22 protein-coding genes and 1 tRNA gene are annotated in these 23111 nt (G+C 52.7%); 20 read left to right on the forward strand and 3 right to left on the reverse strand.

Annotation, left to right across the window (positions count from 1 at the left end):
• Positions 1-73 precede the first annotated feature (73 nt).
• Complete coding sequence (gene tpx, locus FHS30_RS05500) at positions 74-571, forward strand: thiol peroxidase (protein ID WP_183909096.1); 498 nt, start codon at positions 74-76, stop codon at positions 569-571.
• 25 nt (positions 572-596) lie between these two features.
• Here tpx and FHS30_RS05505 read toward each other — a convergent pair whose 3' ends face one another.
• Positions 597-2009, reverse strand: a complete 1413-nt coding sequence (locus tag FHS30_RS05505) for a diguanylate cyclase domain-containing protein (protein WP_183909105.1) — start codon at positions 2007-2009, stop codon at positions 597-599.
• Between the two features lie 229 nt (positions 2010-2238).
• Positions 2239-2325, reverse strand: a tRNA-Leu gene (locus FHS30_RS05510).
• Between the two features lie 185 nt (positions 2326-2510).
• On the opposite strand from FHS30_RS05510, the gene queA reads away from it, so the two are divergent.
• The 5 genes from queA to FHS30_RS05535 all read left to right on the forward strand — a co-directional run bounded on the left by queA (position 2511) and on the right by FHS30_RS05535 (position 9797).
• Positions 2511-3572, forward strand: coding sequence for a tRNA preQ1(34) S-adenosylmethionine ribosyltransferase-isomerase QueA (gene queA / locus FHS30_RS05515; RefSeq protein WP_183909107.1), 1062 nt, complete (start codon positions 2511-2513; stop codon positions 3570-3572).
• Positions 3573-3583: 11 nt separating this feature from the next.
• Positions 3584-4723 carry a tRNA guanosine(34) transglycosylase Tgt gene (gene tgt / locus FHS30_RS05520; protein ID WP_183909282.1) on the forward strand — a complete coding sequence of 380 codons (1140 nt, stop codon included), beginning with the start codon at positions 3584-3586 and terminating at the stop codon, positions 4721-4723.
• A gap of 147 nt (positions 4724-4870) precedes the next feature.
• Positions 4871-6745, forward strand: coding sequence for a protein translocase subunit SecD (gene secD / locus FHS30_RS05525; protein ID WP_183909109.1), 1875 nt, complete (start codon positions 4871-4873; stop codon positions 6743-6745).
• A gap of 10 nt (positions 6746-6755) precedes the next feature.
• Positions 6756-7679 (forward strand): protein translocase subunit SecF, encoded by a 924-nt coding sequence (secF, locus tag FHS30_RS05530; protein WP_183909111.1) that lies wholly within the window; start codon positions 6756-6758, stop codon positions 7677-7679.
• An 84-nt stretch (positions 7680-7763) separates the two neighbouring features.
• Positions 7764-9797 carry a PAS domain-containing protein gene (locus FHS30_RS05535; protein WP_183909113.1) on the forward strand — a complete coding sequence of 678 codons (2034 nt, stop codon included), beginning with the start codon at positions 7764-7766 and terminating at the stop codon, positions 9795-9797.
• Between the two features lie 32 nt (positions 9798-9829).
• On the opposite strand, the gene FHS30_RS05540 is transcribed toward FHS30_RS05535, so the two are convergent.
• Positions 9830-10642 carry an inositol monophosphatase family protein gene (locus tag FHS30_RS05540; protein WP_183909115.1) on the reverse strand — a complete coding sequence of 271 codons (813 nt, stop codon included), beginning with the start codon at positions 10640-10642 and terminating at the stop codon, positions 9830-9832.
• Positions 10643-10836: 194 nt separating this feature from the next.
• Between FHS30_RS05540 and FHS30_RS05545 the strand changes: the two genes are divergently transcribed.
• The 14 genes from FHS30_RS05545 (at position 10837) to FHS30_RS05610 (ending at position 23105) form a co-directional block, all read left to right on the forward strand.
• Complete coding sequence (locus FHS30_RS05545) at positions 10837-11637, forward strand: RNA methyltransferase (RefSeq protein WP_183909117.1); 801 nt, start codon at positions 10837-10839, stop codon at positions 11635-11637.
• 100 nt (positions 11638-11737) lie between these two features.
• Entirely contained in the window at positions 11738-12211 is a 474-nt protein-coding gene (gene iscR, locus FHS30_RS05550) for a Fe-S cluster assembly transcriptional regulator IscR (protein WP_183909119.1), read from the forward strand.
• Positions 12208-13356 (forward strand): aminotransferase class V-fold PLP-dependent enzyme, encoded by a 1149-nt coding sequence (locus tag FHS30_RS05555; RefSeq protein ID WP_183909121.1) that lies wholly within the window; start codon positions 12208-12210, stop codon positions 13354-13356. Before iscR ends, FHS30_RS05555 begins: the two co-directional genes overlap by 4 nt.
• Before the next feature lie 56 nt (positions 13357-13412).
• Positions 13413-14849, forward strand: coding sequence for a Fe-S cluster assembly protein SufB (gene sufB / locus FHS30_RS05560; protein ID WP_183909123.1), 1437 nt, complete (start codon positions 13413-13415; stop codon positions 14847-14849).
• A 21-nt stretch (positions 14850-14870) separates the two neighbouring features.
• Positions 14871-15635, forward strand: a complete 765-nt coding sequence (sufC, locus tag FHS30_RS05565; protein WP_183909125.1) for a Fe-S cluster assembly ATPase SufC — start codon at positions 14871-14873, stop codon at positions 15633-15635.
• Positions 15632-16873: a Fe-S cluster assembly protein SufD gene (sufD, locus tag FHS30_RS05570; RefSeq protein ID WP_183909127.1), complete on the forward strand. Its 1242-nt coding sequence runs from the start codon at positions 15632-15634 to the stop codon at positions 16871-16873. Before sufC ends, sufD begins: the two co-directional genes overlap by 4 nt.
• Entirely contained in the window at positions 16870-18087 is a 1218-nt protein-coding gene (locus tag FHS30_RS05575) for an aminotransferase class V-fold PLP-dependent enzyme (protein WP_183909129.1), read from the forward strand. Before sufD ends, FHS30_RS05575 begins: the two co-directional genes overlap by 4 nt.
• Before the next feature lie 10 nt (positions 18088-18097).
• A complete protein-coding gene (locus tag FHS30_RS05580) occupies positions 18098-18460 on the forward strand; it encodes an iron-sulfur cluster assembly accessory protein (RefSeq protein ID WP_183909131.1) in 363 nt (120 codons plus the stop codon).
• Positions 18461-18467: 7 nt separating this feature from the next.
• Positions 18468-19001, forward strand: coding sequence for a putative Fe-S cluster assembly protein SufT (gene sufT, locus FHS30_RS05585; RefSeq protein WP_183909133.1), 534 nt, complete (start codon positions 18468-18470; stop codon positions 18999-19001).
• A 74-nt stretch (positions 19002-19075) separates the two neighbouring features.
• Positions 19076-19489: a SufE family protein gene (locus FHS30_RS05590; protein ID WP_183909135.1), complete on the forward strand. Its 414-nt coding sequence runs from the start codon at positions 19076-19078 to the stop codon at positions 19487-19489.
• 238 nt (positions 19490-19727) lie between these two features.
• On the forward strand, positions 19728-20153 hold the full coding sequence (ndk, locus tag FHS30_RS05595; protein ID WP_183909137.1) for a nucleoside-diphosphate kinase: 426 nt from the start codon (positions 19728-19730) through the stop codon (positions 20151-20153).
• A gap of 22 nt (positions 20154-20175) precedes the next feature.
• Positions 20176-21333 carry a dual-specificity RNA methyltransferase RlmN gene (gene rlmN, locus FHS30_RS05600; RefSeq protein ID WP_183909139.1) on the forward strand — a complete coding sequence of 386 codons (1158 nt, stop codon included), beginning with the start codon at positions 20176-20178 and terminating at the stop codon, positions 21331-21333.
• A 20-nt stretch (positions 21334-21353) separates the two neighbouring features.
• Positions 21354-22118: a type IV pilus biogenesis/stability protein PilW gene (pilW, locus tag FHS30_RS05605; RefSeq protein WP_183909141.1), complete on the forward strand. Its 765-nt coding sequence runs from the start codon at positions 21354-21356 to the stop codon at positions 22116-22118.
• A gap of 45 nt (positions 22119-22163) precedes the next feature.
• The gene (locus FHS30_RS05610) at positions 22164-23105 is read left to right on the forward strand and encodes a RodZ domain-containing protein (RefSeq protein WP_183909143.1); all 942 of its coding nucleotides are present in this window, start codon (positions 22164-22166) and stop codon (positions 23103-23105) included.
• Positions 23106-23111: the final 6 nt, after the last annotated feature.

Consider the following 23111-nt stretch of genomic DNA (forward strand, 5'->3'; position numbering starts at 1 on the left):
GCGTTTAGCATCGCGCCGCGGCTTGCCGTCGGCAGTGCGTCCGTTGGATTAAATCAAATTAAGGAGCGTAATGATGGCTACTGTTACATTGCATGGAAATCCCTTTGAAACTGTCGGGTCTTTGCCGGAGGTCGGCTCATCTGCGCCTGCCTTTACCCTAGCAAAGGCCGATCTGTCAGATGTGTCACTGTCAGATTTTGCCGGAAAGCGGGTTGTATTAAATATTTTTCCGTCAATTGATACCGCCACCTGCGCTACATCGGTGCGCGAATTCAACAGTAAAGCTGCGGCGCTCGATAACGTTGTGGTGGTGTGCGTGTCTGCAGACCTGCCCTTTGCATTGGGCCGATTTTGTGGCGCTGAAGGTATTAGTAATGTGGTTACCGCGTCTAGTTTTCGCGCAAGTTTTGGCGATGATTACGGTGTGGCTTTCAAAACTGGGCCTTTAGCTCAATTGCTTTCGCGTGCGGTGGTTGTGATCAATACCGAAGGCAAGGTGGTGTATACACAGCAAGTGGCGGAAACGGGCGATGAACCGGATTATGCCGCCGCGTTAAGTGCGCTGGGCTAAATGTCAATTTTGTAGGGATTTCGAACTAATGCTTAAAAGCCCCCGCGGGGGCTTTTAAGCGCTGGTTCTTTTGGGCGTACATTGCCTTGTCTGCCACGGCAATGAGTTGGTCGAGTTTACGGGCTTGTTCTGGGTAGATGGCAATGCCGCAACTCACCGACACGTCCACGATCTGCCCGTCGATTGCTACCGGTTGAGTCAGTGTTTGCTGGACTTTATCTATCATTTGATCGGGTGGTGTTCCGACAGTGATGTCAGGCATTATTACTATGAATTCGTCGCCGCCGATGCGACAGACTAGATCGTTGATCCGTAGCGCATTCTGAAGCCGCTTTACCGACGTAATAAGCACATGATCGCCAGCCGCGTGACCGTAGTGGTCGTTGATGGGTTTGAAATCATTAAAATCCAAAAAAACGATGGCGATGCGCCCGCCGCTGCGCTCAGCCGCTCTGGCACACAGTTCAAAAAAATCGCGACCGCGCCGTAAACTGGCGGCCCCCGTAAGTGAGTCTTTTCCCGCCATATCCTGTAGGGCTGCAATTTTCGTATTGATTTTCCCCGCCATTTTAATGAACGCATTTTCTAATCGGCCGAATTCATCTTTCCGTTCAGAGGCTTTGCGTAAATCGAAACGTGAATTCTCTAGTCCCTCTACCCATTTCAGCAACTCGGAAAGCGGTAATGTCAACTGCCGCCGTAGATGAAAAAATGCAAACACTGAGAAGCACGCCATAATCGCGATCAGCAATGCGGAAAGGGAAAAGTAGTGCTTTTGCTTCTGCTGCGCGGCCTCAACCGCCTCTAGTGTTCGTTTGTCCACCGATTCATAAAAGAGCTGTATTGGGCGCATAATGCGTGATTTAGCCTGATGGTAGGCGCTATTAAAAACCAAATTGATCGCTTCTTCGCGCAATCGTAAGTCTGTACTGGACGGGTCGCGTGCTTGTTGAGTTGTAAATTTGTCCATCAGCAACATCGCTTGATCTTCGATGCGAATGAGTGCATCGGATTCGCGTTTGGCTTGTGCGAGCAGTGACAGTTCTGACGGGCGAAATTCCGCTTGCTTCATTTTGTCGATTAGCGAAATTGAAGGAGCACCATTGCGGTCTACGGGTTGATTGTCGGTGACGAAATTCCAATAAATTCGGCTGTAATTTTGCGGTAGCCTCGTGCTGCCATCGCGTATTTCCTGGATGCGATTGAAATGGTGGTAGTAATTGCGGTCGCCAGTGACGATGTAGCTCCGCACCATACGCGTCAAATCATCTGAGCTATGTCTTAATTCATCGGCGAGTTGGTAGGAGACAAATCGTTTTGTTTGCGCTTTGTTTAATTCGACGGTCGCCTCGAGCGCCAGTGCAATGCTTGCAATCAGTGCGCTTAAAAGTAGGCCGGCTGCCAAAAAAAGTACGCCAATACGCGCAGATATGGTCATAAATGTGAAGGGTCACAAAAGGACTAAGGCGCCACTCAGTATAGTCTAGCCTGTGGCGAGCTTTGCCTAATCATTTGCTATGACTAGTGGTTGGTTTTATAACCATAAGTGGAAAAAGTGGGTGCCGCACCGCGAACTGACCGCAATGTACGAGGTTTGAGCAGCGCAATGTCATGCGCTATTTGGGCAGGCACAAAAAAGCCCCGTCAATGTGACGAGGCTCTTGTGTTGGTACCAGAGGCCGGACTCGAACCGGCACGCTTTTAAGGGCGGTGGATTTTGAATCCACTGTGTCTACCAATTTCACCACTCTGGCTTAATTCGGCTTCAAGGGCACTGGGCCGTTGAGAGTGCGTGATTATAGCGGCGACTTTGTCGCCGTCAACTGATTTTAATCATCAAATTGCTTGGGAAGGGTGGGCGCTAGGAATTGGCGCGGCTGGCCTTTTGCTATACCCTTGCCGTCCTTTTTGTTTAACTGATCAGATATTAACCATCGCCATGCGCAGGCAAGACTTTTACTACCAGCTCCCTGATGATCTCATCGCCCGCAATCCCGTGCCCGAGCGCACCGGTAGCCGGCTCTTATGCCTGGAGGGTGCCACGGGTGCACTCTCGCACGGGCAATTTGCCGAAATCATCAACGCCGTTGAGCCCGGTGATCTTATGGTGTTTAACGATACTCGGGTTATACCAGCGCGGGTATTCGGCCAAAAGGCGACGGGCGGGCAAGTCGAGGTGTTGGTGGAGCGAGTCATTGATCGCCACAATGTGAAAGCCCACGTTAAGGCCAGTAAATCGCCCAAGCCTGGCAGCCAGATAATTTTGGAAGATGGCTCCACCGTTCACGTGGAGGGCCGCGACGACGCGCTTTTTCTGTTGCGTTTTGAGGGGCCCGCCTTAGAGCTGCTGGAGCAGATCGGCCACATGCCGTTGCCGCCCTATATCGATCGCGCCGATGCCGCTGCAGACCGCGAACGCTACCAAACGGTGTACGGCAAGAAAGCCGGCGCGGTAGCCGCCCCCACAGCGGGATTGCATTTTGACGAGCGACTAATGCAGCAATTGGCTGAAAAGGGCGTGCAATTGGCGTTTGTAACGCTGCATGTGGGCGCCGGTACATTTCAACCTGTGCGCGTGGATAATGTGCTCGAGCACAAAATGCACAGTGAAGTCATGGAGGTTACGCCCGAGGTGTGTGAGTTGGTGCGCGCCACCAAGGCCGCCGGCAAACGCGTCATAGCCGTTGGCACAACCTCCGTGCGCTGCCTAGAGACCGCCTCTCAAGGCGGTGAAATCGCGCCTTATCAAGGGGAGACGCAAATATTTATTTACCCCAGTTATCGATACAAGGTGGTCGATGCCTTGGTGACCAACTTCCACTTGCCAGAATCGACGCTGTTGATGCTTGTGTCGGCCTTTGCGGGCTACCGCTTTACGATGGATGCCTACCGAGAAGCCGTAGCGGAACGCTATCGCTTTTTTAGTTATGGCGATGCCATGTTCATTACCCGAAACCCATTGGCGCACGAAGAGCCTGTGGGTGATCAACCCGGAGTCTAATCGTGTCTTTTATGCAGTTTGAAGTGGATACCACCGATGGTCGCGCGCGTCGAGGTCGTTTGCGATTTCCCCGTGGCGTGGTGGAGACCCCGGCATTTATGCCCGTGGGAACCTATGGCACGGTAAAAGGCATGCTGCCGCGAGACATCGAAGCCACTGGCGCCCAGATTATATTGGGCAATACCTTCCACTTGATGTTGCGTCCGGGCACCGAGGTGGTGAAAGCGCACGGCGACCTGCACGATATGATCCAATGGCAGGGCCCAATCCTCACCGATTCGGGTGGCTTTCAAGTGTTTAGCTTGGGCAAAATGCGCAAAATTACCGAGCAGGGCGTGACCTTTAAATCGCCGATTAACGGCAGCCCGGTAGAGCTCAACCCTGAAATTGCCATGCAAGTACAGCGTGATCTGGGTTCAGATATTGTGATGATATTTGACGAGTGCACGCCTTATCCCGCGTCAGAGCAGCAGGCGCGCACCTCAATGGAGTTGAGTTTGCGTTGGGCGAAGCGCTCAAAAGACGCCCATGCCGATAGCCCTTCGGCGCTCTTCGGCATTGTGCAGGGCGGCATGTATGAAGATTTGCGCTCTGAATCCTTGCAGGGCCTGACCAATATTGGCTTTGATGGCTATGCCATTGGTGGTTTATCAGTCGGCGAGCCCAAGGCAGACATGGTGCGCATACTCAACCATATCGTGCCGGAAATGCCTGTGGAAAAGCCGCGCTACCTGATGGGTGTGGGTAAGCCGGAGGATCTGGTAGAGGGTGTGCGCCGCGGTGTAGACATGTTTGATTGTGTGATGCCAACCCGCAATGCGCGCAATGGCCACCTGTTTACCACCACTGGCGTTATCAAAATTCGCAACGCCGTGCATCGCCACGATACCAGCCCGCTGGATGCACAATGCGATTGCTATACCTGTCAAAATTTTAGCCGCGCCTATCTGCACCACTTGGATAAATGTGGGGAAATGTTGGGCGCTCAGCTAAACACCATCCACAATTTGCGCTTCTACCAGCGGGTGATGGCAGAGCTGCGCGACGCCATCGCCAATGGGCGGTTAGAGGAATATGTTGCCGAATTTTATGGCCGGCTCGGCAAGCCCGTACCACCGGGCCCCGATACGCAGGTTGTTGAGCAGGGCTAAGCGGGTATAATCGCGAACCTTGCAATTGGGTGCCAGCGCCCTTATCTACGGTCTAAGACAATAACAAGGCGCACAGCGTCGGTCTGATCAAAAAGTGCACAAATCTAAATAACAGGGGCGCCAACCGCGCCCGCGACGGAAACCACTATGTTGAATCGCTACCCCCTGTGGAAGAACCTGCTGATCTTGGCAGTCATTGCCATGGCCTTCGTTTTTGCCATGCCCAACCTCTATGCGCCAGATCCGGCTGTTCAAATTTCGGGCGAATCCAGCGCCATGGAATTAGATGAGACGGTACTTAACACGGCTACTCGGGCATTGACGGAAGAGGGCATTGTCCACTTTGGTGAGACAGTGACCGAAAAAGCCGCGCTCATTCGACTTAGTAAAGTTGAGGATCAACTGCCCGCTAAGCGCATCATTCAGCGCGCCCTTGGCGACCGCTTTGTGGTGGCATTGAATATGGCACCGACCACACCAGACTGGCTGCGCTCCTTGGGTGCTGGGCCCATGAAGTTGGGCTTAGATCTCTCGGGTGGGGTGCATTTTTTGATGGAAGTGGATACTGCCTCAGCCATTGCCAAGCGGCAGGAATCCAGTATTGCTGAATTTAAGGGCAAGCTGCGTGAAGAGCGCATTCGCTATGTATCGGTAGATCTCAGTAAGGAAGGCGTGATCACTGCGGTATTTCGTTCAGCTGAGGATCGCGACTCAGCCACCGCTATCTTCCGCAAAGATTTTGCAGACTTAGCGCGCGAAACCTCTGACCGCGATGATGGCACTTTTGTCGTTACCGCCACCTATACCGAATCAGCCATTCGCGAAATCGAAAACTACGCGGTCAGTCAAAACTTAACCACCTTGCGCAATCGCGTAAATGAACTGGGCGTGTCTGAGCCAATCGTGCAGCGCCAGGGCCGCAATCGCATTGTGGTGGAATTGCCCGGCGTACAAGATACCGCGGAAGCTAAGCGCGTTATCGGTAAAACCGCAAACTTGGAATTTCGCTTAGAAGCTAAGCCCAGCGAGTTGGTCACCAATAAAGAACAATTTGATTTCCGCAGTGAAGCGGATCAACGCCGGACAGGGGGTGCGTTTTTAGAGCGCCAATTGATTATTTCCGGTGATCACGTCAGTGGCGCGCAGAGTAGCTTTGATCCTGAAACGAATCAGCCACAAGTTAACATCAATCTCGACAGTGCTGGTGGCGCTAAAATGCATCGCTCTACACGTTCCAATGTAGGGCGTCGTATGGGTGTGCTGTTTATTGAATATAAAACGCGCCTTGACCGCACTATCAACGCGGCGGGCGAAGAGGTGGTGACACCGCGTCAGCTGGTTGAAAAGAAGATCATTTCACTGGCCACCATTCAAAGTGCGCTGGGCGTGCAGTTCCGTATCACCGGTTTAGATAATGTCGCCGAAGCGTCTGAATTGGCGTTGTTGCTCCGTTCTGGCGCCTTGGCTGCACCGATGTATTTCGTAGAAGAGCGCACCATTGGTCCATCTCTGGGTGCCGAAAATATTCGCGTGGGTGTGCTTTCGGTGCAAATTGCCTTTGGTATCGTGCTGATCTTTATGCTGCTGTATTACAAGGTGTTTGGCATTGCGGCCAATGTTGCATTGGCGGCCAACGTGGTGCTGTTGGCGGCGTGTATGTCGATGCTGGGAGCCACCCTAACGCTGCCAGGTATTGCCGGTATCGTGCTGACCGTAGGTATGGCGGTGGATGCAAACGTGCTGATTTTCTCGCGCATCAAGGAGGAGGTGGCAAATGGTTTGCCCACCCAGTCGGCGATTAATGCGGGTTACGAGCGTGCCTTTACCACCATTTTGGATGCCAATGTCACCACTCTGATTGTGGCCGTGATTCTCTACTCCATTGGTACGGGCCCTGTAAAAGGTTTTGCGGTCACGTTGAGCCTCGGTATTTTAACCTCCATGTTTACGGCCATTATGGTTTCGCGAATGGTGATCAACACTATTTACGGCGGTCGCAACGTGAAGAAGCTGTGGATTTGAGGAATTGACCATGACTATTGCAAATAAAGTAATTAATTTCATGGGCGCCCGCATGATCGCCACGGTGATTTCTGGGTTGCTGATTTTAGGCTCTATCGGTTCGCTCGCAGTTAACGGCTTGGCCTTTGGCCTAGATTTTACCGGCGGTGTGCAAATTGAAGTGCGCTATGAGCATAAAGCGGATTTAGAAAAAATTCGCGGGTCATTGACCGAGTCCGGCTACAGCAATGTGGTGGTGGTAAATTTCGGATCCGATGAGGACGTGCTCATTCGCATGCAGCAAGCATTCGAAGAAAGTTTGGGCGATGAGGTTGTGTCGCTGCTGAAAGCGGAAGAAGCTGGCCAAATTGAGCTGCGTCGCGTGGAGTTTGTGGGCCCGCAAGTGGGTGCAGAATTGCGCGATAGTGGTGGCATCGGCATGCTATTCGCGTTGGCGGTGGTAATGGCTTACGTCGCTATGCGCTTTCAGTGGAAATTTGCCTTAGCGGCGGTGGCGGCATTGGTACACGATGTCATTATTACGCTGGGTGTGTTCTCGGTGTTTAAAATTGGTTTTGATTTGTCGGTGCTCGCAGCGGTGCTTGCCGTCGTTGGTTATTCGCTGAACGACACCATCGTGGTGTTTGACCGCATTCGTGAAAATTTCCCCATTTTGCGTAAGACGGATTCACTCGAGGTGGTTAACGTATCGCTGACGCAAACGCTCGATCGTACCTTGATGACGTCCGGTACTACCTTGATCGTATTGTTGGTGTTGTTTTTCTATGGCGGTGAGCTGTTGAGTGGCTTTTCATCGGCGTTGCTCGTGGGTATCGTGATTGGTACCTACTCGTCCATCTATGTGGCATCCAATTTGTTGTTGGGACTGAAGATCACTAAAGAAGATTTAATGCCGCCGGCGAAAGAAGACGGTGAAGTGGACGAAATGCCTTAACCTGCATTAAGAAATGGCGACTTCGGTCGCCATTTTTGTATTCATTGCGCTATATTTGCCACTCCACTCTTAGCGACGTTAACCATGAGCGATTCCACCCAATCAGCAAATGAGCGAGTTAAACGCCGATACTTATCCTTGACGCCGGAGCAAATCGACAGCGCCAGCCCAGAGGAGCTGCGCGAGCGCGTTGTGCGTTATCAGCGTATCTTTAAAGGTAGTCAATGCGGGTTCTGGGAGTGGAACCTCAAGTCCAATAAGCTGTATTGGGAGGGTGAGTTCTGGGAGCAGCTCGGTTATGACCGCGAGGCTCGGGCCGTGGTCGATACAGGGCAGGACCTGTTTGCCTTTGTGCACCCTGAGGACGTCGATACCATTCAAAAAACCATCGAAAATCACCTCGTAAATAACGAGCCTTACAACGTTATTTATCGAATACGGCGCTCCGATGGCAGCTATTGTTGGACACAGGCGCGCGGTTTGTCTTTTAAAGCTGCAGATGAAAAAGTCGCCTTTCTCTCGGGTGTGAATTTTGATATCTCCGAGCTAAAGGCCGTGGAAGAAAAGTTGCGTGAAAGTGAGGCTCGCCACGAGCGAATTATCGCAGCGTCTAACGACGGCATCTGGGAGTGGAATCGCGAAGATAAATCTCTGGATTTTTCTAATCGTTGTTGGCAGATGCTCGGCTATGAAGAGCATGATGCTGTCATGACCCAGGGCCGTAATCGCTTGCAAGTCTGGTATGACTTGATGCACCCCGAAGATGTGCCACGCTTCAAGGCTATGTTGGCGGACCACATCACTAAAAATCGTCCTTTTGATATTGAATACCGGATGCGAGCGGTGGATGGTCGCTACCGCTGGATCAAAGGTCGGGGCTCTGCGGCGCTCAATGCGCAGGGCGAAGTGGTTAGCATGGCGGGCAGCAATATGGATATAACGCTGCTGAAGGAGGCGGAGGAGCGCGTCATGCTCGCCAAAGAATCGGCAGAGCGGGCCAATCGTGCTAAATCAGAGTTTTTATCCAGCATGAGTCACGAGTTGCGCACGCCACTCAATGCCATCATGGGTTTTGCGCAATTATTTGATTACGACAGCAACCTCAACGCCGAGCAAAACGAAAATATTCGTGAGATTCGCAAGGCCGGCACGCACCTATTGCAGCTGATTAATGATGTGTTGGACTTGGCGAAAATTGAATCGGGTAAGTTGTCGCTGTCTTTAGAGCCCGTATTGCCGTCGCGCGTCGTGCGCGAGTGTGTGCAGCTAGTGCAATCGCTCGCCGAAACGCGCGCGGTTAAAGTCAGTGTGGATTATCGCAAGTGGTCCAATACCTATATTCACGCAGACAGTGTTCGCTTAAAGCAAGTGCTGCTAAATTTGATGAGCAATGCCATCAAATACAACCGCATGGGAGGCTCACTGGAGGTTGTGTTCTACATGCCTGATGAAGAGCATATGCGCATTGGTGTGCGCGATACCGGTGTCGGTATTCCTAAGTCAAAGCACAAGGAAATGTACCAGCCTTTCAATCGCTTGGGGGCAGAAGGTGGAAAAATTGAGGGCAGTGGTGTTGGCTTGGTTATCACCCGCCGCCTCATGGAAATGATGGGTGGAACCATAGATTTTGAAAGTCGAGAGGGGCAGGGCACAACATTTTGGCTGACATTTAAAAAATCCGATCAGCAGGATGCCGTGGCGCCACAACATACCCATACGCCCATTGCGCGTGCTGAGTTAACAATCAGCAAACCGCACAAGGTGTTGTACATCGAAGATAACCCTTCGAATATTCGCGTCATCCGACAGTTTTGTAGTCGCTTCGAAATGTTGCATCTTGAAGTTGCCGAGGAGGCCTTCCTCGGCTTGTACAAGGCCAGAACCTTTAATCCAGATGTCATTATTTTGGATATTAATTTGCCAGGGATGGATGGCTTTGAGGTGCTGGAGGTTCTCAAGACGGACCCGGCAACCGAGTCGATTCCGGTGGTGGCGCTGTCGGCCAATGCCATGAGTTTTGATATTGAGCGAGGCAGAAAGGCGGGCTTTTTCGAGTACCTGACTAAGCCAATTGATATCAATGCGCTTATTCAAACCCTCAATCGATTAATGAGCTAGCGGCAGTTGCCGCTAGCTGTTTTACGATCTACTTATTTTTGTACGTGGCCCATATGACCACCCACAATTTGAAGTAGCGGCTTGAAGACCTTGGGGCCTCCGCACACCACATTGCCATTTTCTAAGTAGCTATTGCCGCCTTTGAAGTCAGAGATTAGGCCGCCGGCCTCTCTCACAAGTAAGACGCCTGCGGCGATATCCCACTCGTTCAAATTCATCTCCCAAAAGCCGTCGAAGCGTCCCGCAGCCACGTAGGCCAAATCCAGTGACGCTGAACCCGCGCGACGAATACCCGCAGTTTGGCCAGCGATTTCCTGCAATGCTGCCAGATAGGGGTTCATGTTTTCCAGGGCCCAGCCATTAAACGGGATGCCGGTGCCGATCAGTCCGCCTTCGAGGCCCCGACGTGAGGTCACGCGAATGCGACGGCCGTTAAGCATGGCGCCCTTGCCTTTACTGGCGGTAAATTCTTCGCGTTTGATGGGGTCGTAGACAACGGCGTGTTCGATGACGCCTTTGCGTTTGCAGGCAATTGAAACTGCAAAGTGGGGGATGCCGTGAATAAAATTGGTTGTGCCGTCTAGCGGATCGATGATCCACTCGTATTCACTGGTGCCGCTCTTACCCTCGTTAAAACCGCCCTCTTCGCCACGAATGTTGTGATCTGGGTAGGCTTTACGAAGGTGGTAAATCACCTCTTTTTCAGCGGCCCTGTCGATTTCGGTCACGAAATCATTTTGGCCTTTGGCTTCAATGGCAACAAAATCTACGCGCTCCATAGCGCGTTCAATCAGTTCTCCGGCCTTGCGTGCGGCACGCAGGGCAATGGTCAGCATGGGTTCCATGGGGACTCCGACAGGGCAGTTGAATGTTAGAGAGCGCAGTTACCGCGGGGCAGGTCTTACCTGCGGGGTAAATGAGGGGCGCGGATTATAACAGCACTAATATCGATAGCATAGCCGCTTACTGGCTTTCTATTGGGCAGTGGTGTGCCTTTTGTTACACTGCGCGCCCATTTTGATCGCGTGGAAGCATTCCCATGACCCAACAATCCCATGATTGGCTAGCGAAAGTACGTATTGTCCTGGTCAACACTAAGGCCTCAGGCAATATCGGTGGCGCGGCGAGAGCCATGAAAAACATGGGGTTGGCAGACCTTTGGTTGGTAGAGCCGCGAGAATACCCGGCGCCTGAGGCGTCGTGGCGAGCAGGCAACGCTGAGGACGTGCTCGACGGCGCCACGGTTGTGGCCACGCTCGAAGAAGCCCTGGCTGATTGCGGCTTGGTGATCGGTACCAGTGCCCGCGGACGCAGTATCCCGTGGCCGATTCAAACGCCCCGTGAAGCTGCGACCCAAGTGGCGCACGAAGCCCGCCAGCACCCGGTGGCGATCGTGTTTGGTCGGGAGGATCGCGGCCTGACCAATGAAGAGTTGCAAATGTGCAATATTCACTTGCATATCCCCGCGAATGAGGCCTACAGCGCGCTCAATTTAGCTACCGCAGTGCAGGTGGTGTGCTACGAGCTGCGCATGGCCATGCTCACTGAGCGCGATGGTGTGGAGCCGCATTTTGATGATTGGGATCAGCCCCCCGCCAATAATCAAGAGTTGGAGTACTACTACAAGCACCTGCAGGAGACGCTCGAGAAGCTGGATTTCATTAGCCACGACAACCCCCGCCAGACGATGACGCGCTTGCGCAGGCTCTACAACCGCTCCCGGTTGGACCAAATGGAGCTCAATATCCTGCGAGGCATCCTGACTGCCACCCAAAATGCCATGTTTCACAGCCAAAAGCGCATTGAGGCCCTAGAGGCCAAGCTGGCGGACAAGTCGTAATACCTTAGTGCCGCGCTAGGGTTTATACTTGACTGTATTAGTGGGGTATTTATAATGCCCCTCCCATTTGTGGGGCATTAATCTCGATGAGAAGGCGCCTATGAGACTGACAACCAAAGGTCGTTATGCGGTGACAGCCATGCTCGATCTGGCAATGCACGTGCAACACGGCCCAACCAGCTTGGCGGATATTTCCAAGCGACAAGAAATCTCCCTGTCCTATTTGGAGCAGTTGTTTTCTAAACTGCGTCAATCTGAGTTGGTGAACAGTGTTCGCGGGCCCGGTGGCGGTTATCGTTTGAGTCGTGCGGCCGATGAGATTTTTGTCGCGCAGATAATCGATGCGGTTAATGAATCCATAGACGCCACCAATTGTGGTGGCAGCGGCAATTGCCAAAAGGGCAAGGTCTGTCTGACGCACAATTTGTGGCGTGATCTGAGCGATCAAATTCACCAGTTTTTGAATTCGATTAGTTTAGCGGCGCTGATGGAGCGTCACGATGTACGCGCTGTCTGCACTCGCCAAGATCAAGACACCCTATCGGTTACTTTGATGGAGGCCGATCATTCGTGAATGCGCCGGTGTATCTAGATTACGCAGCGACGACGCCAGTCGATCCACTGGTGGCCGAGGCCATGGCCGCGTGTCTAACGACTGAGGGCACTTTTGCCAACCCCGCATCGCGTTCACATATTTACGGCTGGCAAGCTGAGGAAAAGGTTGAGGCCGCGCGCGCCCAGGTTGCAACCTTGTTGGCTGCTGATCCGCGCGAAGTGGTGTGGACCAGCGGTGCCACAGAGTCCAACAATTTGGCCATTAAAGGCGTTTTCGAAGCGCAGGATTTTAGCGGCCACCTCATCACTTGTGTCAGTGAACACAAGGCGGTGATCGATCCCGCAAAATGGCTGGAGGCAAAAGGCGTTGCCGTGACATGGCTTAAGCCAGATAGCGCTGGCTGTGTCAGCCTTGCTCAAGTTCAAGCGGCACGTAGACCCGACACGCGCTTGGTGAGTTTGATGCATGTCAATAACGAGACGGGTGCTATTAATCCCGTGTCGGAAATTGGCGCTTGGTGTCGCGCAGAAAATATTTTAATGCACGTGGATGCCGCGCAATCAACGGGCAAGCTCGATGTCTCCGTAGGCGGCTTGAGCGCGGATCTGCTGAGTATGTCTGCGCACAAGTTTTACGGCCCCAAAGGTGTGGGGGCGCTGTATGTCCGGCGCGCCATCGCGCATCAATTGAAAGCGCAAATTCACGGTGGTGGCCATGAGCGCGGACTGCGCTCTGGCACCTTGGCAACCCATCAGTTAGTGGGTATCGGTGTCGCCGCACAGCTGTGTCACGCCCAGCGGGTTGACGAGATGGCCCGCATAGGAAATCTGCGTAACCAACTTTGGGATGGCATTGCGGATTTGCCGGACGTGCGGCGCAACGGCGCTCCCGCGAGCGTCAGCCCCACGCATTTAAATGTGTGCTTTGGCGGGTTGGACGGTGAGGCGCTGTTGCTGTCTTTGCGCGACATTGCAATATCCTCAGGTTCGGCGTGTACATCCGCCAGCATGGAGCCTTCCTACGTATTGAAGGCAATGGGCATGAGCGATGCCGATGCCCACAGTTCAGTGCGTATGTCGCTCGGACGATTTACGACGCAAGCAGATGTGGCACGCGCCATTGCCCATATACGAACGATTGTCGGGCAGCTTCAGGCGGCCTGATCAAACCAATGATAGCCAGGTGACCTTGTCACCCAGCAAACGCAGTAGAAGGTCTTATGACTGAACAGATAGACAAGGCGTTAAAGCGCGAATACGAAGCCGGCTTTGTATCGGCGATCGAATCTGAAACTTTTGCTCCAGGCCTCGACGAAGATGTCATTCGCCGAATTTCTGCCATGAAGGAAGAGCCGGAGTGGATGCTGGATTGGCGGCTGAAGGCCTACCATAGCTGGCGTGAAATGGAGGAGCCCGAGTGGGCTCATGTGGATTACGAAAAAATCGACTATCAAGCGATTTCTTACTATTCCGCACCCAAGAGTATGAAAGATAAGCCCAAGTCTCTGGATGAAGTGGATCCCGAATTGCTGCGCACCTATGAAAAGTTAGGTATCCCGCTGATTGAGCAGCAGATGCTGGCGGGCGTTGCGGTGGATGCGGTGTTTGATTCGGTTTCCGTAGTGACGACTTTTCGTGAAAAGTTGGCCGAAGCTGGGGTGATCTTTTGCCCGATCTCCGAAGCTGTGCATAAGCACCCCGAGCTGGTGAAGAAGTATCTCGGCAGTGTGGTGCCGCCCAAAGACAATTTCTTTGCCGCGTTAAACTGTGCGGTTTTTACTGACGGGTCCTTCGTGTACATCCCCAAGGGCACCCGCTGCCCTATGGAATTGTCCACCTATTTTCGTATTAACGAACAAAATACTGGGCAATTTGAGCGTACCTTGATCATCGCCGATGAAGGTAGCCATGTGAGTTACCTAGAGGGTTGTACCGCCCCGCAACGGGATGAAAATCAATTGCACGCGGCGGTGGTTGAGTTAGTGGCGCTCGACGACGCGCAAATTAAATATTCCACTGTGCAGAACTGGTATCCCGGTGACGAAGAAGGGCGTGGCGGAATTTACAATTTCGTTACCAAGCGTGGTATCGCGCATCACCGCGCAAAAATTAGCTGGACACAGGTAGAGACTGGGTCTGCCGTAACTTGGAAATACCCGAGTTGCATACTTAAAGGCGATGACAGCGTGGGCGAGTTCTACTCGGTTGCCTTGACCCGTGCCAAGCAGCAGGCTGACACCGGCACCAAAATGATTCATCTGGGTAAAAATACCCGCTCCACCATTATTTCAAAAGGCATTTCGGCCGGGCGCAGTAACAACAGTTATCGCGGTTTGGTGCGCATGAACCCAGGCGCAGAAGGTGCACGCAATTTCACCCAGTGTGATTCGCTGCTGATTGGCGATCAGTGTGGTGCGCATACCTTCCCCTATGTTGAAAGCCGCAACGCGAGCGCAATCGTCGAACATGAGGCAACGACCTCTAAGGTGAGCGACGATCAAATGTTTTTGTGTCGTCAGCGTGGTTTAGACCCAGAGAAAGCAGTGTCGATGATTGTTAATGGCTTCTGTAAAGAGGTCTTTAAAGAGTTGCCCATGGAGTTTGCCGTAGAAGCGGGCAAACTGTTGGAAATCAGCCTCGAAGGTTCGGTGGGTTAGGTTCGGATTTAGGAATTAAATATGTTATCCATTAAAAATTTGCACGCGCGCGTCGAAGATAAAACCATTCTTAAGGGGTTGAACTTAGACGTTAAGCCCGGTGAGGTTCACGCCATCATGGGGCCTAATGGAGCGGGTAAAAGTACGCTCGGTTATGTGCTTTCGGGTCGCGATGGCTATGAGGTAGAGCAGGGCAGTGCCGAACTTGACGGGCACAGTTTATTTGATATGGAAACCGAAGAACGGGCGCGGGCAGGCTTGTTTTTAGCGTTTCAATATCCGGTGGAAATTCCAGGCGTTAGCAATATGGAGTTTCTAAAAGCATCTGTAGATGCGGTGCGCGAAGCCCGTGGTGATTCGGCGTTGAGCTCTGCTGAGTTTTTAAAGTTGGCGCGCGTGGTTTGTAAGCAGGTCAATTTACCCGTTGAATTCTTAAAGCGTGGCGTTAACGAAGGGTTTTCCGGGGGTGAAAAGAAGCGCAATGAAATCATGCAGATGATTTTGCTGGCGCCGCGCTTGTGCATCTTGGATGAAACAGATTCCGGGTTGGATATTGATGCATTGAAAGTGGTTGCCGATGGCGTCAATAGTCAGCGTTCCAGCGACCGCGGTTTTGTTGTAGTGACTCACTACCAGCGGCTATTGGACTACATTAAGCCTGATTTTGTGCATGTGCTTTCCGATGGCAAAATTGTAAAAAGCGGTGGTCCGGAGTTAGCCAAAGAGCTTGAGGCGCAGGGCTACAGTTGGTTGGCGGATCATCCCGATGAGGTGCCCGCCGAATGAGTGCTTGGTTAGACATGGCGCTCAATGGCGCGCCGATAAATGACAGCTTGGTGTCTCAGCGGCAGCAATCACTGGCGCTGTTGAGAGCAGCGCGTTGGCCGAACCGTAAGGTGGAGGCGTGGAAGTACACGCCTGTTCGAGCACTAGAGCAGATTGATTATTCTGCTGCCAATCAGAGCACTGCTGCTCGTGGCGTTGATGCAGTCGAGGGCCTGTCGGCCATCGAGTTGGTTTTGATCAACGGCGTTCCTCAGGCTATTGCTGGTGAATTACCTGCGGGCTTGCAGGTGCGTGCTTTGTCCGAGGGCGAGGCGATTGCGGGTGAGCTTTTCGGCAGTGTCAAACCAAGTCGTCACATTTTTGGTTTGGTCAATGATGTGCTTGCGGCCGACGGCTGGGTTATCGATGTGGCACCTGGTGTGCAAATTGAAACCCCTTTGCGCATTGTGTATCGAACTACCGAAGCGGCGCAGGCCCACGGCCGAGTCTTGGTGCGCCTTGGCGACAAATCTCGCTTGACAGTAATCGAGCAGGCCGAGGGCACAGAGCCGAGCATGTCCACGTATTTTTCTGAGTTTTCTGTGGGTGTGGGGGCGCATTTAGAGCACTACCGTTTTGCCTTGCAAACGGGTGCCGCAATGAGTGTGGGCGGCTGTCATGTATTGCTCGCAGAGCGAAGTGAATTGCATTCTACGCTTGTGGGGTTTGGTAGCGACTTGTCGCGCTTGGATGTGGATGTAATTCACGGTGGTGAATTTGCCAGTGCCAAAGTTAATGCGATTTACCTGCTCGACGGCCGCGAATTGTTTGATTTGCATTCTACTATCGAACACGCGTGTGCCAATGGCACCACAGAAGAAAATGTGCGGGGCATTGCTGGCGGGCAGTCAAAGGCTGTTTTTAACGGACGTATTCATATTCATCGTCACGCGCAAAAAACGTTGGCGGAGCTCAATAATCGCAATCTGCTATTAACCTCTGGCGCGGAAATTAATACTAAGCCTGAGCTGGAGATTTATGCGGATGATGTGCGCTGCGCTCATGGGGCAACAGTCGCGGAAACCGATAAAGGTGCGCTCTATTATTTACAAAGTCGCGGCATCAGTCGCTCACAAGCACAGATAATGCTGAATTTTGGCTTTATTAATGAGTTGGTGGATGCAATGCCTAATGCGGCATTGGCGCAGTGGTTGCGGCCTCAACTACGCGCGCGATTTGCACAAATGGGTGACGCATGACGTTTAACGTTGCAGCTATTCGCGCCCAATTTCCTATTCTGTCGCGCGAAATCGACGGCAAGCCGCTAGTGTATCTGGATAACGCCGCGACCACTCAAAAGCCGCAGTGTGTGATTGATGCGCTAGTGGACTATTACTCCACCTGCAATAGCAATGTGCATCGTGGAGCGCATCGCCTTGCCGACGAGGCCACTACGCGTTACGAAGGCGCGCGCGATACGGTGGCGACATTTATCAACGCCGCTGCCAGAGACGAAGTGATTTGGACCAGTGGTACTACCGAGGCCATAAATATTGTGGCGCACGGTTTAGGGCAGCAGTTAACGTCGACCGATGAGGTGCTGGTAACTGAAATGGAGCACCATGCCAATATCGTTACTTGGCAGCAGGCATGTAAAGTTAGCGGCGCCACGCTCAAGGTGGCACCGATTTTTGACACGGGCGAACTTGATTACGATGCGTTTGTGGCGCTCTTAAATGAGCGCACTAAATTGGTGGCATTTCCCCATGTCTCCAATTCCCTTGGCACGGTCAATCCTATACAAAAAATGACGCGCGCCGCCAAGGCGGTAGGCGCTTGGGTATTGGTTGATGGCGCCCAGGGGATTGCGCACGGGGGTGTCGACGTCCAGAGCATTGGTTGCGATTTTTATGCCTTTTCCGGCCATAAAATGTTTGGGCCAACGGGCATTGGTGTGCTTTGGGGGCGGCAATCGTTGCTCGCCGAATGGCCTGTATGGCAAACCGGCGGCGAGATGATTAGCGAGGTTAGTTATCAGTCCGCTAAGTGGAACACCTTGCCCTATCGATTGGAGGCGGGCACACCCAATATCGCGGGAGCCATTGGTTTTGGCGCTGCCATTGAGTGGTTTGCCGCACTGGATTTGCCGGGTTTACAGGCCCATGAGCGATCACTTTTGGATTATGCCACCGCCCGTGCAGCCGACTGCGAAGGAATGCGCGTGGTGGGAACGGCGCCAGCCAAGTCCGGAGTGTTGAGTTTTTTGCTCGATGGAGGGCATCCGGCTGACATCGGTTTTCTATTGGATCGGCAAGGGGTGGCAATTCGCACCGGTCACCACTGCGCGGAACCACTCATGAACAGGTTAGGTGTGCCGGGTACAGCCCGTGCATCTTTTTCAATTTATACAGATTTATCGGAAATCGACGCGCTGTTTACAGCGCTCGAAAAAGTTAAATCGATGTTGGCGTGAGGTATGTGCCGTGACTTCAACTGTCTCTACATTTGATCCCGCTGCACCTTTGGTGTCAGTGACCGAAAAGGCGGCAAAGCACTTTGCTCGCAAGCTGTTGGACGCCAAAAAGCCAGTGGTGCGCCTGAGTATTAAACCCAGCGGCTGTACTGGCTACGCCTATGTGCTCGACACAGTAGATGCCGCGGAACCCGGCGACACAGTGCTGGTGGTTGATGAGGCGGTCACTTTGGCGATCTCCCCAGACGCGGCTCCGATTATTCGGGGTACAGAGATCGATATGGCCATCGAAGGGGTCAATCGCGTGATCAAGTACAACAACCCCAACGTCGTGGCCGAATGCGGTTGTGGCGAAAGCTTTTCAGTGAGCTGAGGCCTGCATGCAGCAGCAAATGGTGGTAACCCGTCGCGATTGCCCAGCGCGACGCGTCCCAGTAGGCACTCCGGTGGTCATTCCCGAGGGTGAATTCGTGAATATTCGCCAGAGCTTGGGCGGCAACTATACGGTGACCTGGCAGGGCAATATGCTGCGCATCGATGGCACTGATGCCGACGCTATCGGCGCTGAACCAGAAAAGCTCGATTTTACCGACGATGGCTCCGGGGAGGTTCAGGCGGCGCAGGTATGGTCGGCGCTGGAAACGATATACGACCCAGAAATCCCAATCAATTTGGTGTCGTTGGGGCTCATATATGACGTTGCCATTGATCAGCACACAGGTCGAGTCGCGATCAAAATGACCTTAACTGCGCCCGGTTGCGGTATGGGGCCGGTGCTGGTGGGAGATGTTGAGTATCGCGTCGCCAAAGTGCCAAATGTTCAAGAGGTGGCCGTGGATTTAGTGTTTGATCCACCTTGGTCGCGCGAGATGATGTCCGAAGAGGCCCAGCTTGAGGCGGGATTGTTTTTTTAGTGGGCCAAGAAATTGCCCGGTGTTCATCTGCTGTGATGGCGCCGGGATCCGCAAGGGCGTAGAGGAGAGTGGTCGTGGGTTTGCCCAGTACAGACGAAATTTTGGAAGATGTGGCGTTTTTTGACAACTGGGAAGATCGCTATCGCTATATCATCGATTTGGGTAAGGCGTTGCCGCCCATGGATGATGCGCTCAAAACACCAGAGCGATTGGTGAAGGGGTGTCAGAGTAATGTCTGGATAGAGCCTGAGTTTGATGGGGCGCGATTGATCTTCACGGTGGGCAGCGATGCAGTCATTGTGCAGGGGTTACTTGCCGTCGTAATGGCCGCATATCAGGGGCAAACACCCGCCGCTATCATCAACTTTGATATCGACAGTTACTTTAAAGCGCTGGATCTAGAGCGCCACCTGAGCCCGACGCGGGGCAATGGGTTGAGAGCCATGGTGGGCCGAGTAAAGGCTATTGCTCAGGCGGCACAGCAGTAAGTAGGAAAATTGTCCTCATAAATGCGCTTTGCCGCGTACAAAAGTACCTGAAACCCGCGTATAATCCGCGGGTTTTACGTTTCGGAGGTCGGAGTAAGGCGCTAAATTGGTAGCGATCTGCTCGGATTTTCATTGAAAATACGGTGATTTGGTCCAGAAGTGGGCCGGCACCGCCACGCGCCAGTTCGCTGGTGTATTTATTGATCATTCACTCACTGAAGTAAGTTCGGAGATTTACATGGCCGTTGAACGCACCCTTTCCATCATCAAGCCCGATGCCGTTGCCAAAAACGTTATTGGTGAAATTTACACCCGTTTCGAAAAGGCTGGCCTGAAAGTTGTGGCAGCAAAGATGAAGCACCTATCGAAAGCTGAAGCAGAAGGCTTCTATGCTGAGCACAAAGAGCGTGGTTTCTTCGCTGATTTGGTAGCTTTCATGACTTCCGGCCCTGTTATGGTACAGGTGTTGGAAGGTGAAAATGCCGTTCTGGCAAACCGCGACCTGATGGGCGCTACCAACCCAAAAGAAGCCGCGGCCGGAACTATCCGTGCAGACTTCGCCGAAAGCATTGATGCCAACGCAGTTCACGGTTCCGACGCCGTGGCGTCTGCACAGCGTGAAATTGGCTACTTTTTCGCTGAAACTGAAATCAGCGCGCGCTAAATTGAGCGATCAGGTGAACCCTATGGTTGAGGTACAGGAAGCCAGTACTGCGCCCGCAAAAGTGAATTTGCTGGGTCTAACACATTCGAAAATGGAAGCTTTCTTTGAGTCCATTGGCGAAAAGCGCTTCCGTGCCCAACAGGTTTTAAAATGGGTTCATCAGCTGGGTGTGGTCAACTTTGACGAGATGACCAATATCAGCAAGCCTCTCCGCACCAAACTCGCTGAGGTTGCGGAGATACGCTTTCCCGAGGTGCTGAAACAGCTGGATTCAGTGGACGGCACCCGAAAATTCTTGATCAAGGTTGACGGTGGCAGCGCCATCGAGACCGTGTTCATTCCCGATGGCGAGCGCGGTACCTTGTGTGTTTCCTCGCAGATCGGCTGCTCATTGGACTGTAGCTTTTGCGCTACCGGCAAGCAGGGTTTTAACCGCGATTTAAGTGCGGCGGAAATCATTGCTCAGGTATGGATTGCCGCCAACTCCTTTGGCCAATTGCGGGTTGGTGGGCCTAGAAAAGTTACCAACGTTGTGCTGATGGGCATGGGCGAGCCACTGTTAAACTTTGACAATGTGGTAGATGCCATGCACCTGATGATGCATGACAATTGCTACGGCATCTCGAAGCGCCGGGTCACCTTGAGCACCAGCGGCGTAGTGCCCGCCCTTGACCGGCTGGGTCAGCATACCGATGCCTGCCTGGCGATTTCGTTGCACGCACCTAACGATGCGCTGCGCAATGAGTTGGTGCCCATCAACAAGAAATACCCCATTGCCATGCTGTTAGATTCCGCGCAGCGTTATATTGAAGGGTTGCCAGATACTCACCGTAAAATCACTATCGAGTACACGCTAATCGATCAGGTAAATGATCGCCCTGAGCACGCCCACGAATTGGCGGAACTCCTGCGCGATGTGCCGGTCAAAATTAACTTAATTCCGTTTAATCCCTTCAGTCAGTCGGATTATAAGCGGGTGAGTAATAATGCATTGCGCCGCTTTCAAACAATTTTGATCGAGGCGGGGTATATTGCTACGGTACGCACAACGCGCGGCGATGATATCGATGCGGCCTGTGGTCAACTCGCGGGCAGCGTAAATGACCTAACCCGTCGAGCGGAACGCTATCGCAATAAAATGGCACAGCAGGAAGAGGCTGTGCGCATCATAGATCAGTAAACTGAGTGATAAGGGTATCCATGTCTACTATCAAAACCGCTGTGTTATTGGTGATCGTCGCGCTGCTGTCGGGCTGTGTAACGACCATGGAAAAAGAGCCACCTAAGATTCAGCCCTCGAAAGCGCTGGAAACGCACATCCGCCTTGGCTTGGGTTATATCAGCGAGAGCAATTTGGACTCGGCGCGCTTTCATTTGAATAAGGCTGCGCAGATAGAACCACGCGACCCCGGTGTTCTGAACGGCAAGGGACTCTTATTTCAGCTAGAGGGTGAGCCGAAGCTGGCCGAAAAATCCTTTAAAGAGGCGCTTCGACAGGATCGAAACTTTACACAAGCGCGTTTGAATTATGCCACTTTCCTCTATAACAAAGAGCGCTACCAAGAGGCGTACGAAAATTATGAGATCGCGGCTGAAGACCTCAATTATGACCGGCGGGCGATCGCATTGTACGGTGTAGGAATTTCAGCGCAAAAGGTCGGTCGTGAAGATCGCGCAGTGGCCGCATTTTCGCATTCGGTGTTACTGCAGCGCAATTTGTCCGCGTCGCACTTGGAGCTTGCCGACCACTACCTCAAGCAACAGGATTTTGCTAAGGCTAAGCAGCACCTGACGCAATTCGAGACCTACAGTCGCCCAAGTGCACGGAGCTTGTGGATTGGGATACAAATTGAACGCATTTTTGGTAACAAGGACAAAGAAGCAAGCCAAGTCATGAGTTTAAAAAACATGTTCCCCTATTCAAAGGAGTACTTGGCGTACAAGCAGAGTCAGGGAAGCCGATAGCCCATTGCAGGGCTAGACAATAATTAACAATGAACGGCCAAAATTATGACTGCTGAAACCAACAATGAAACGCCGGTAGAGGAGTCTGTTGATTTGCTCACGCCGGGTGGCTTTTTGCAAAAAGAGCGTGAAGAGCAAAAGCTAAACGAGAAAGAGGTGGCAACTAAGCTGCGTATTACGCGGTCGAAATTGGCAGCCCTTGAAACCGATAGTTACGACCAATTTCCGGGTGAAACCTTTATCAAAGGGTATCTCCGCGCGTACAGCCGTTTGCTCAAACTGGACGAAGACGCGGTATTGCAGCGGTATTTCGATTATGTGTCTGCGCATTCCGAAGTAAGCCAGCTGATTACGCCGTCACGACCTCAAGGCGTAGTGTCTGCAATGGCGGTCGAGCGGATGAAAACTCCGATCTCTCCACTGGTGTGGATAGGATTTATTGCGCTTTTGGCGATTGTTGTGGTGTGGTTCGCACTGCAAGACTCGGCGAGTACAGCCAATGTGGATGAGACAGTATCCGTTGCTGAGCAGGTTGGGCAGGCGGTTACAGAAACACAAGTGGAAGGCGCGCTAGATGCAGAGAATCTAGCGACTGAGAGTGCGCAGGCGGACCCAGTTGTCCAGCCAGATCAAATGGTGGCTGCTGACGATGTCATTCAGCCCAGCGCTCCACAGGCCGTTGAGACGAAGCGTGCTGCATCTGATGTGCAAGCAGCCGGTGCCCTCGAGTTGCGGGCACCTGATCGGTTGGAGTTGCAGTTTGCCGATGAGTGCTGGGTCGAGATCAGTGACGCCAATGGCGATGTATTGGCCACCGAATTACAGGCTGCTGGCAGCGCAATAACGCTCCAGGGTAAGGCGCCATTTAACGTCATGTTGGGCAACGTTAAAGCGGCCACATTGGCGCTCAATGGGCAGTCAGTTGAAGTTACGCCTAAAGGAAATAATCGAGCACTGCGCTTTGTGGTTGGCTCGTCGAACCAATAATTGAGT

The organism is Simiduia aestuariiviva (assembly GCF_014192475.1).
In the GTDB taxonomy this organism is placed as follows: domain Bacteria; phylum Pseudomonadota; class Gammaproteobacteria; order Pseudomonadales; family Cellvibrionaceae; genus Simiduia; species Simiduia aestuariiviva.

Bases quoted from the DNA above. Each gene is read 5' to 3' on its own strand.
- FHS30_RS05610 (WP_183909143.1), top strand. From the start codon at position 22,164: ATGACTGCTGAAACCAACAATGAAACGCCGGTAGAGGAGTCTGTTGAT.
- tpx (WP_183909096.1), top strand. From the start codon at position 74: ATGGCTACTGTTACATTGCATGGAAATCCCTTTGAAACTGTCGGGTCT.
- queA (WP_183909107.1), top strand. From the start codon at position 2,511: ATGCGCAGGCAAGACTTTTACTACCAGCTCCCTGATGATCTCATCGCC.
- tgt (WP_183909282.1), top strand. From the start codon at position 3,584: ATGCAGTTTGAAGTGGATACCACCGATGGTCGCGCGCGTCGAGGTCGT.
- FHS30_RS05575 (WP_183909129.1), top strand. From the start codon at position 16,870: ATGACGTTTAACGTTGCAGCTATTCGCGCCCAATTTCCTATTCTGTCG.
- sufD (WP_183909127.1), top strand. From the start codon at position 15,632: ATGAGTGCTTGGTTAGACATGGCGCTCAATGGCGCGCCGATAAATGAC.
- sufB (WP_183909123.1), top strand. From the start codon at position 13,413: ATGACTGAACAGATAGACAAGGCGTTAAAGCGCGAATACGAAGCCGGC.
- rlmN (WP_183909139.1), top strand. From the start codon at position 20,176: ATGGTTGAGGTACAGGAAGCCAGTACTGCGCCCGCAAAAGTGAATTTG.
- FHS30_RS05545 (WP_183909117.1), top strand. From the start codon at position 10,837: ATGACCCAACAATCCCATGATTGGCTAGCGAAAGTACGTATTGTCCTG.
- ndk (WP_183909137.1), top strand. From the start codon at position 19,728: ATGGCCGTTGAACGCACCCTTTCCATCATCAAGCCCGATGCCGTTGCC.
- sufT (WP_183909133.1), top strand. From the start codon at position 18,468: ATGCAGCAGCAAATGGTGGTAACCCGTCGCGATTGCCCAGCGCGACGC.
- secD (WP_183909109.1), top strand. From the start codon at position 4,871: ATGTTGAATCGCTACCCCCTGTGGAAGAACCTGCTGATCTTGGCAGTC.
- FHS30_RS05540 (WP_183909115.1), bottom strand. From the start codon at position 10,642: ATGGAACCCATGCTGACCATTGCCCTGCGTGCCGCACGCAAGGCCGGA.
- FHS30_RS05505 (WP_183909105.1), bottom strand. From the start codon at position 2,009: ATGACCATATCTGCGCGTATTGGCGTACTTTTTTTGGCAGCCGGCCTA.
- FHS30_RS05535 (WP_183909113.1), top strand. From the start codon at position 7,764: ATGAGCGATTCCACCCAATCAGCAAATGAGCGAGTTAAACGCCGATAC.
- sufC (WP_183909125.1), top strand. From the start codon at position 14,871: ATGTTATCCATTAAAAATTTGCACGCGCGCGTCGAAGATAAAACCATT.
- iscR (WP_183909119.1), top strand. From the start codon at position 11,738: ATGAGACTGACAACCAAAGGTCGTTATGCGGTGACAGCCATGCTCGAT.
- secF (WP_183909111.1), top strand. From the start codon at position 6,756: ATGACTATTGCAAATAAAGTAATTAATTTCATGGGCGCCCGCATGATC.
- pilW (WP_183909141.1), top strand. From the start codon at position 21,354: ATGTCTACTATCAAAACCGCTGTGTTATTGGTGATCGTCGCGCTGCTG.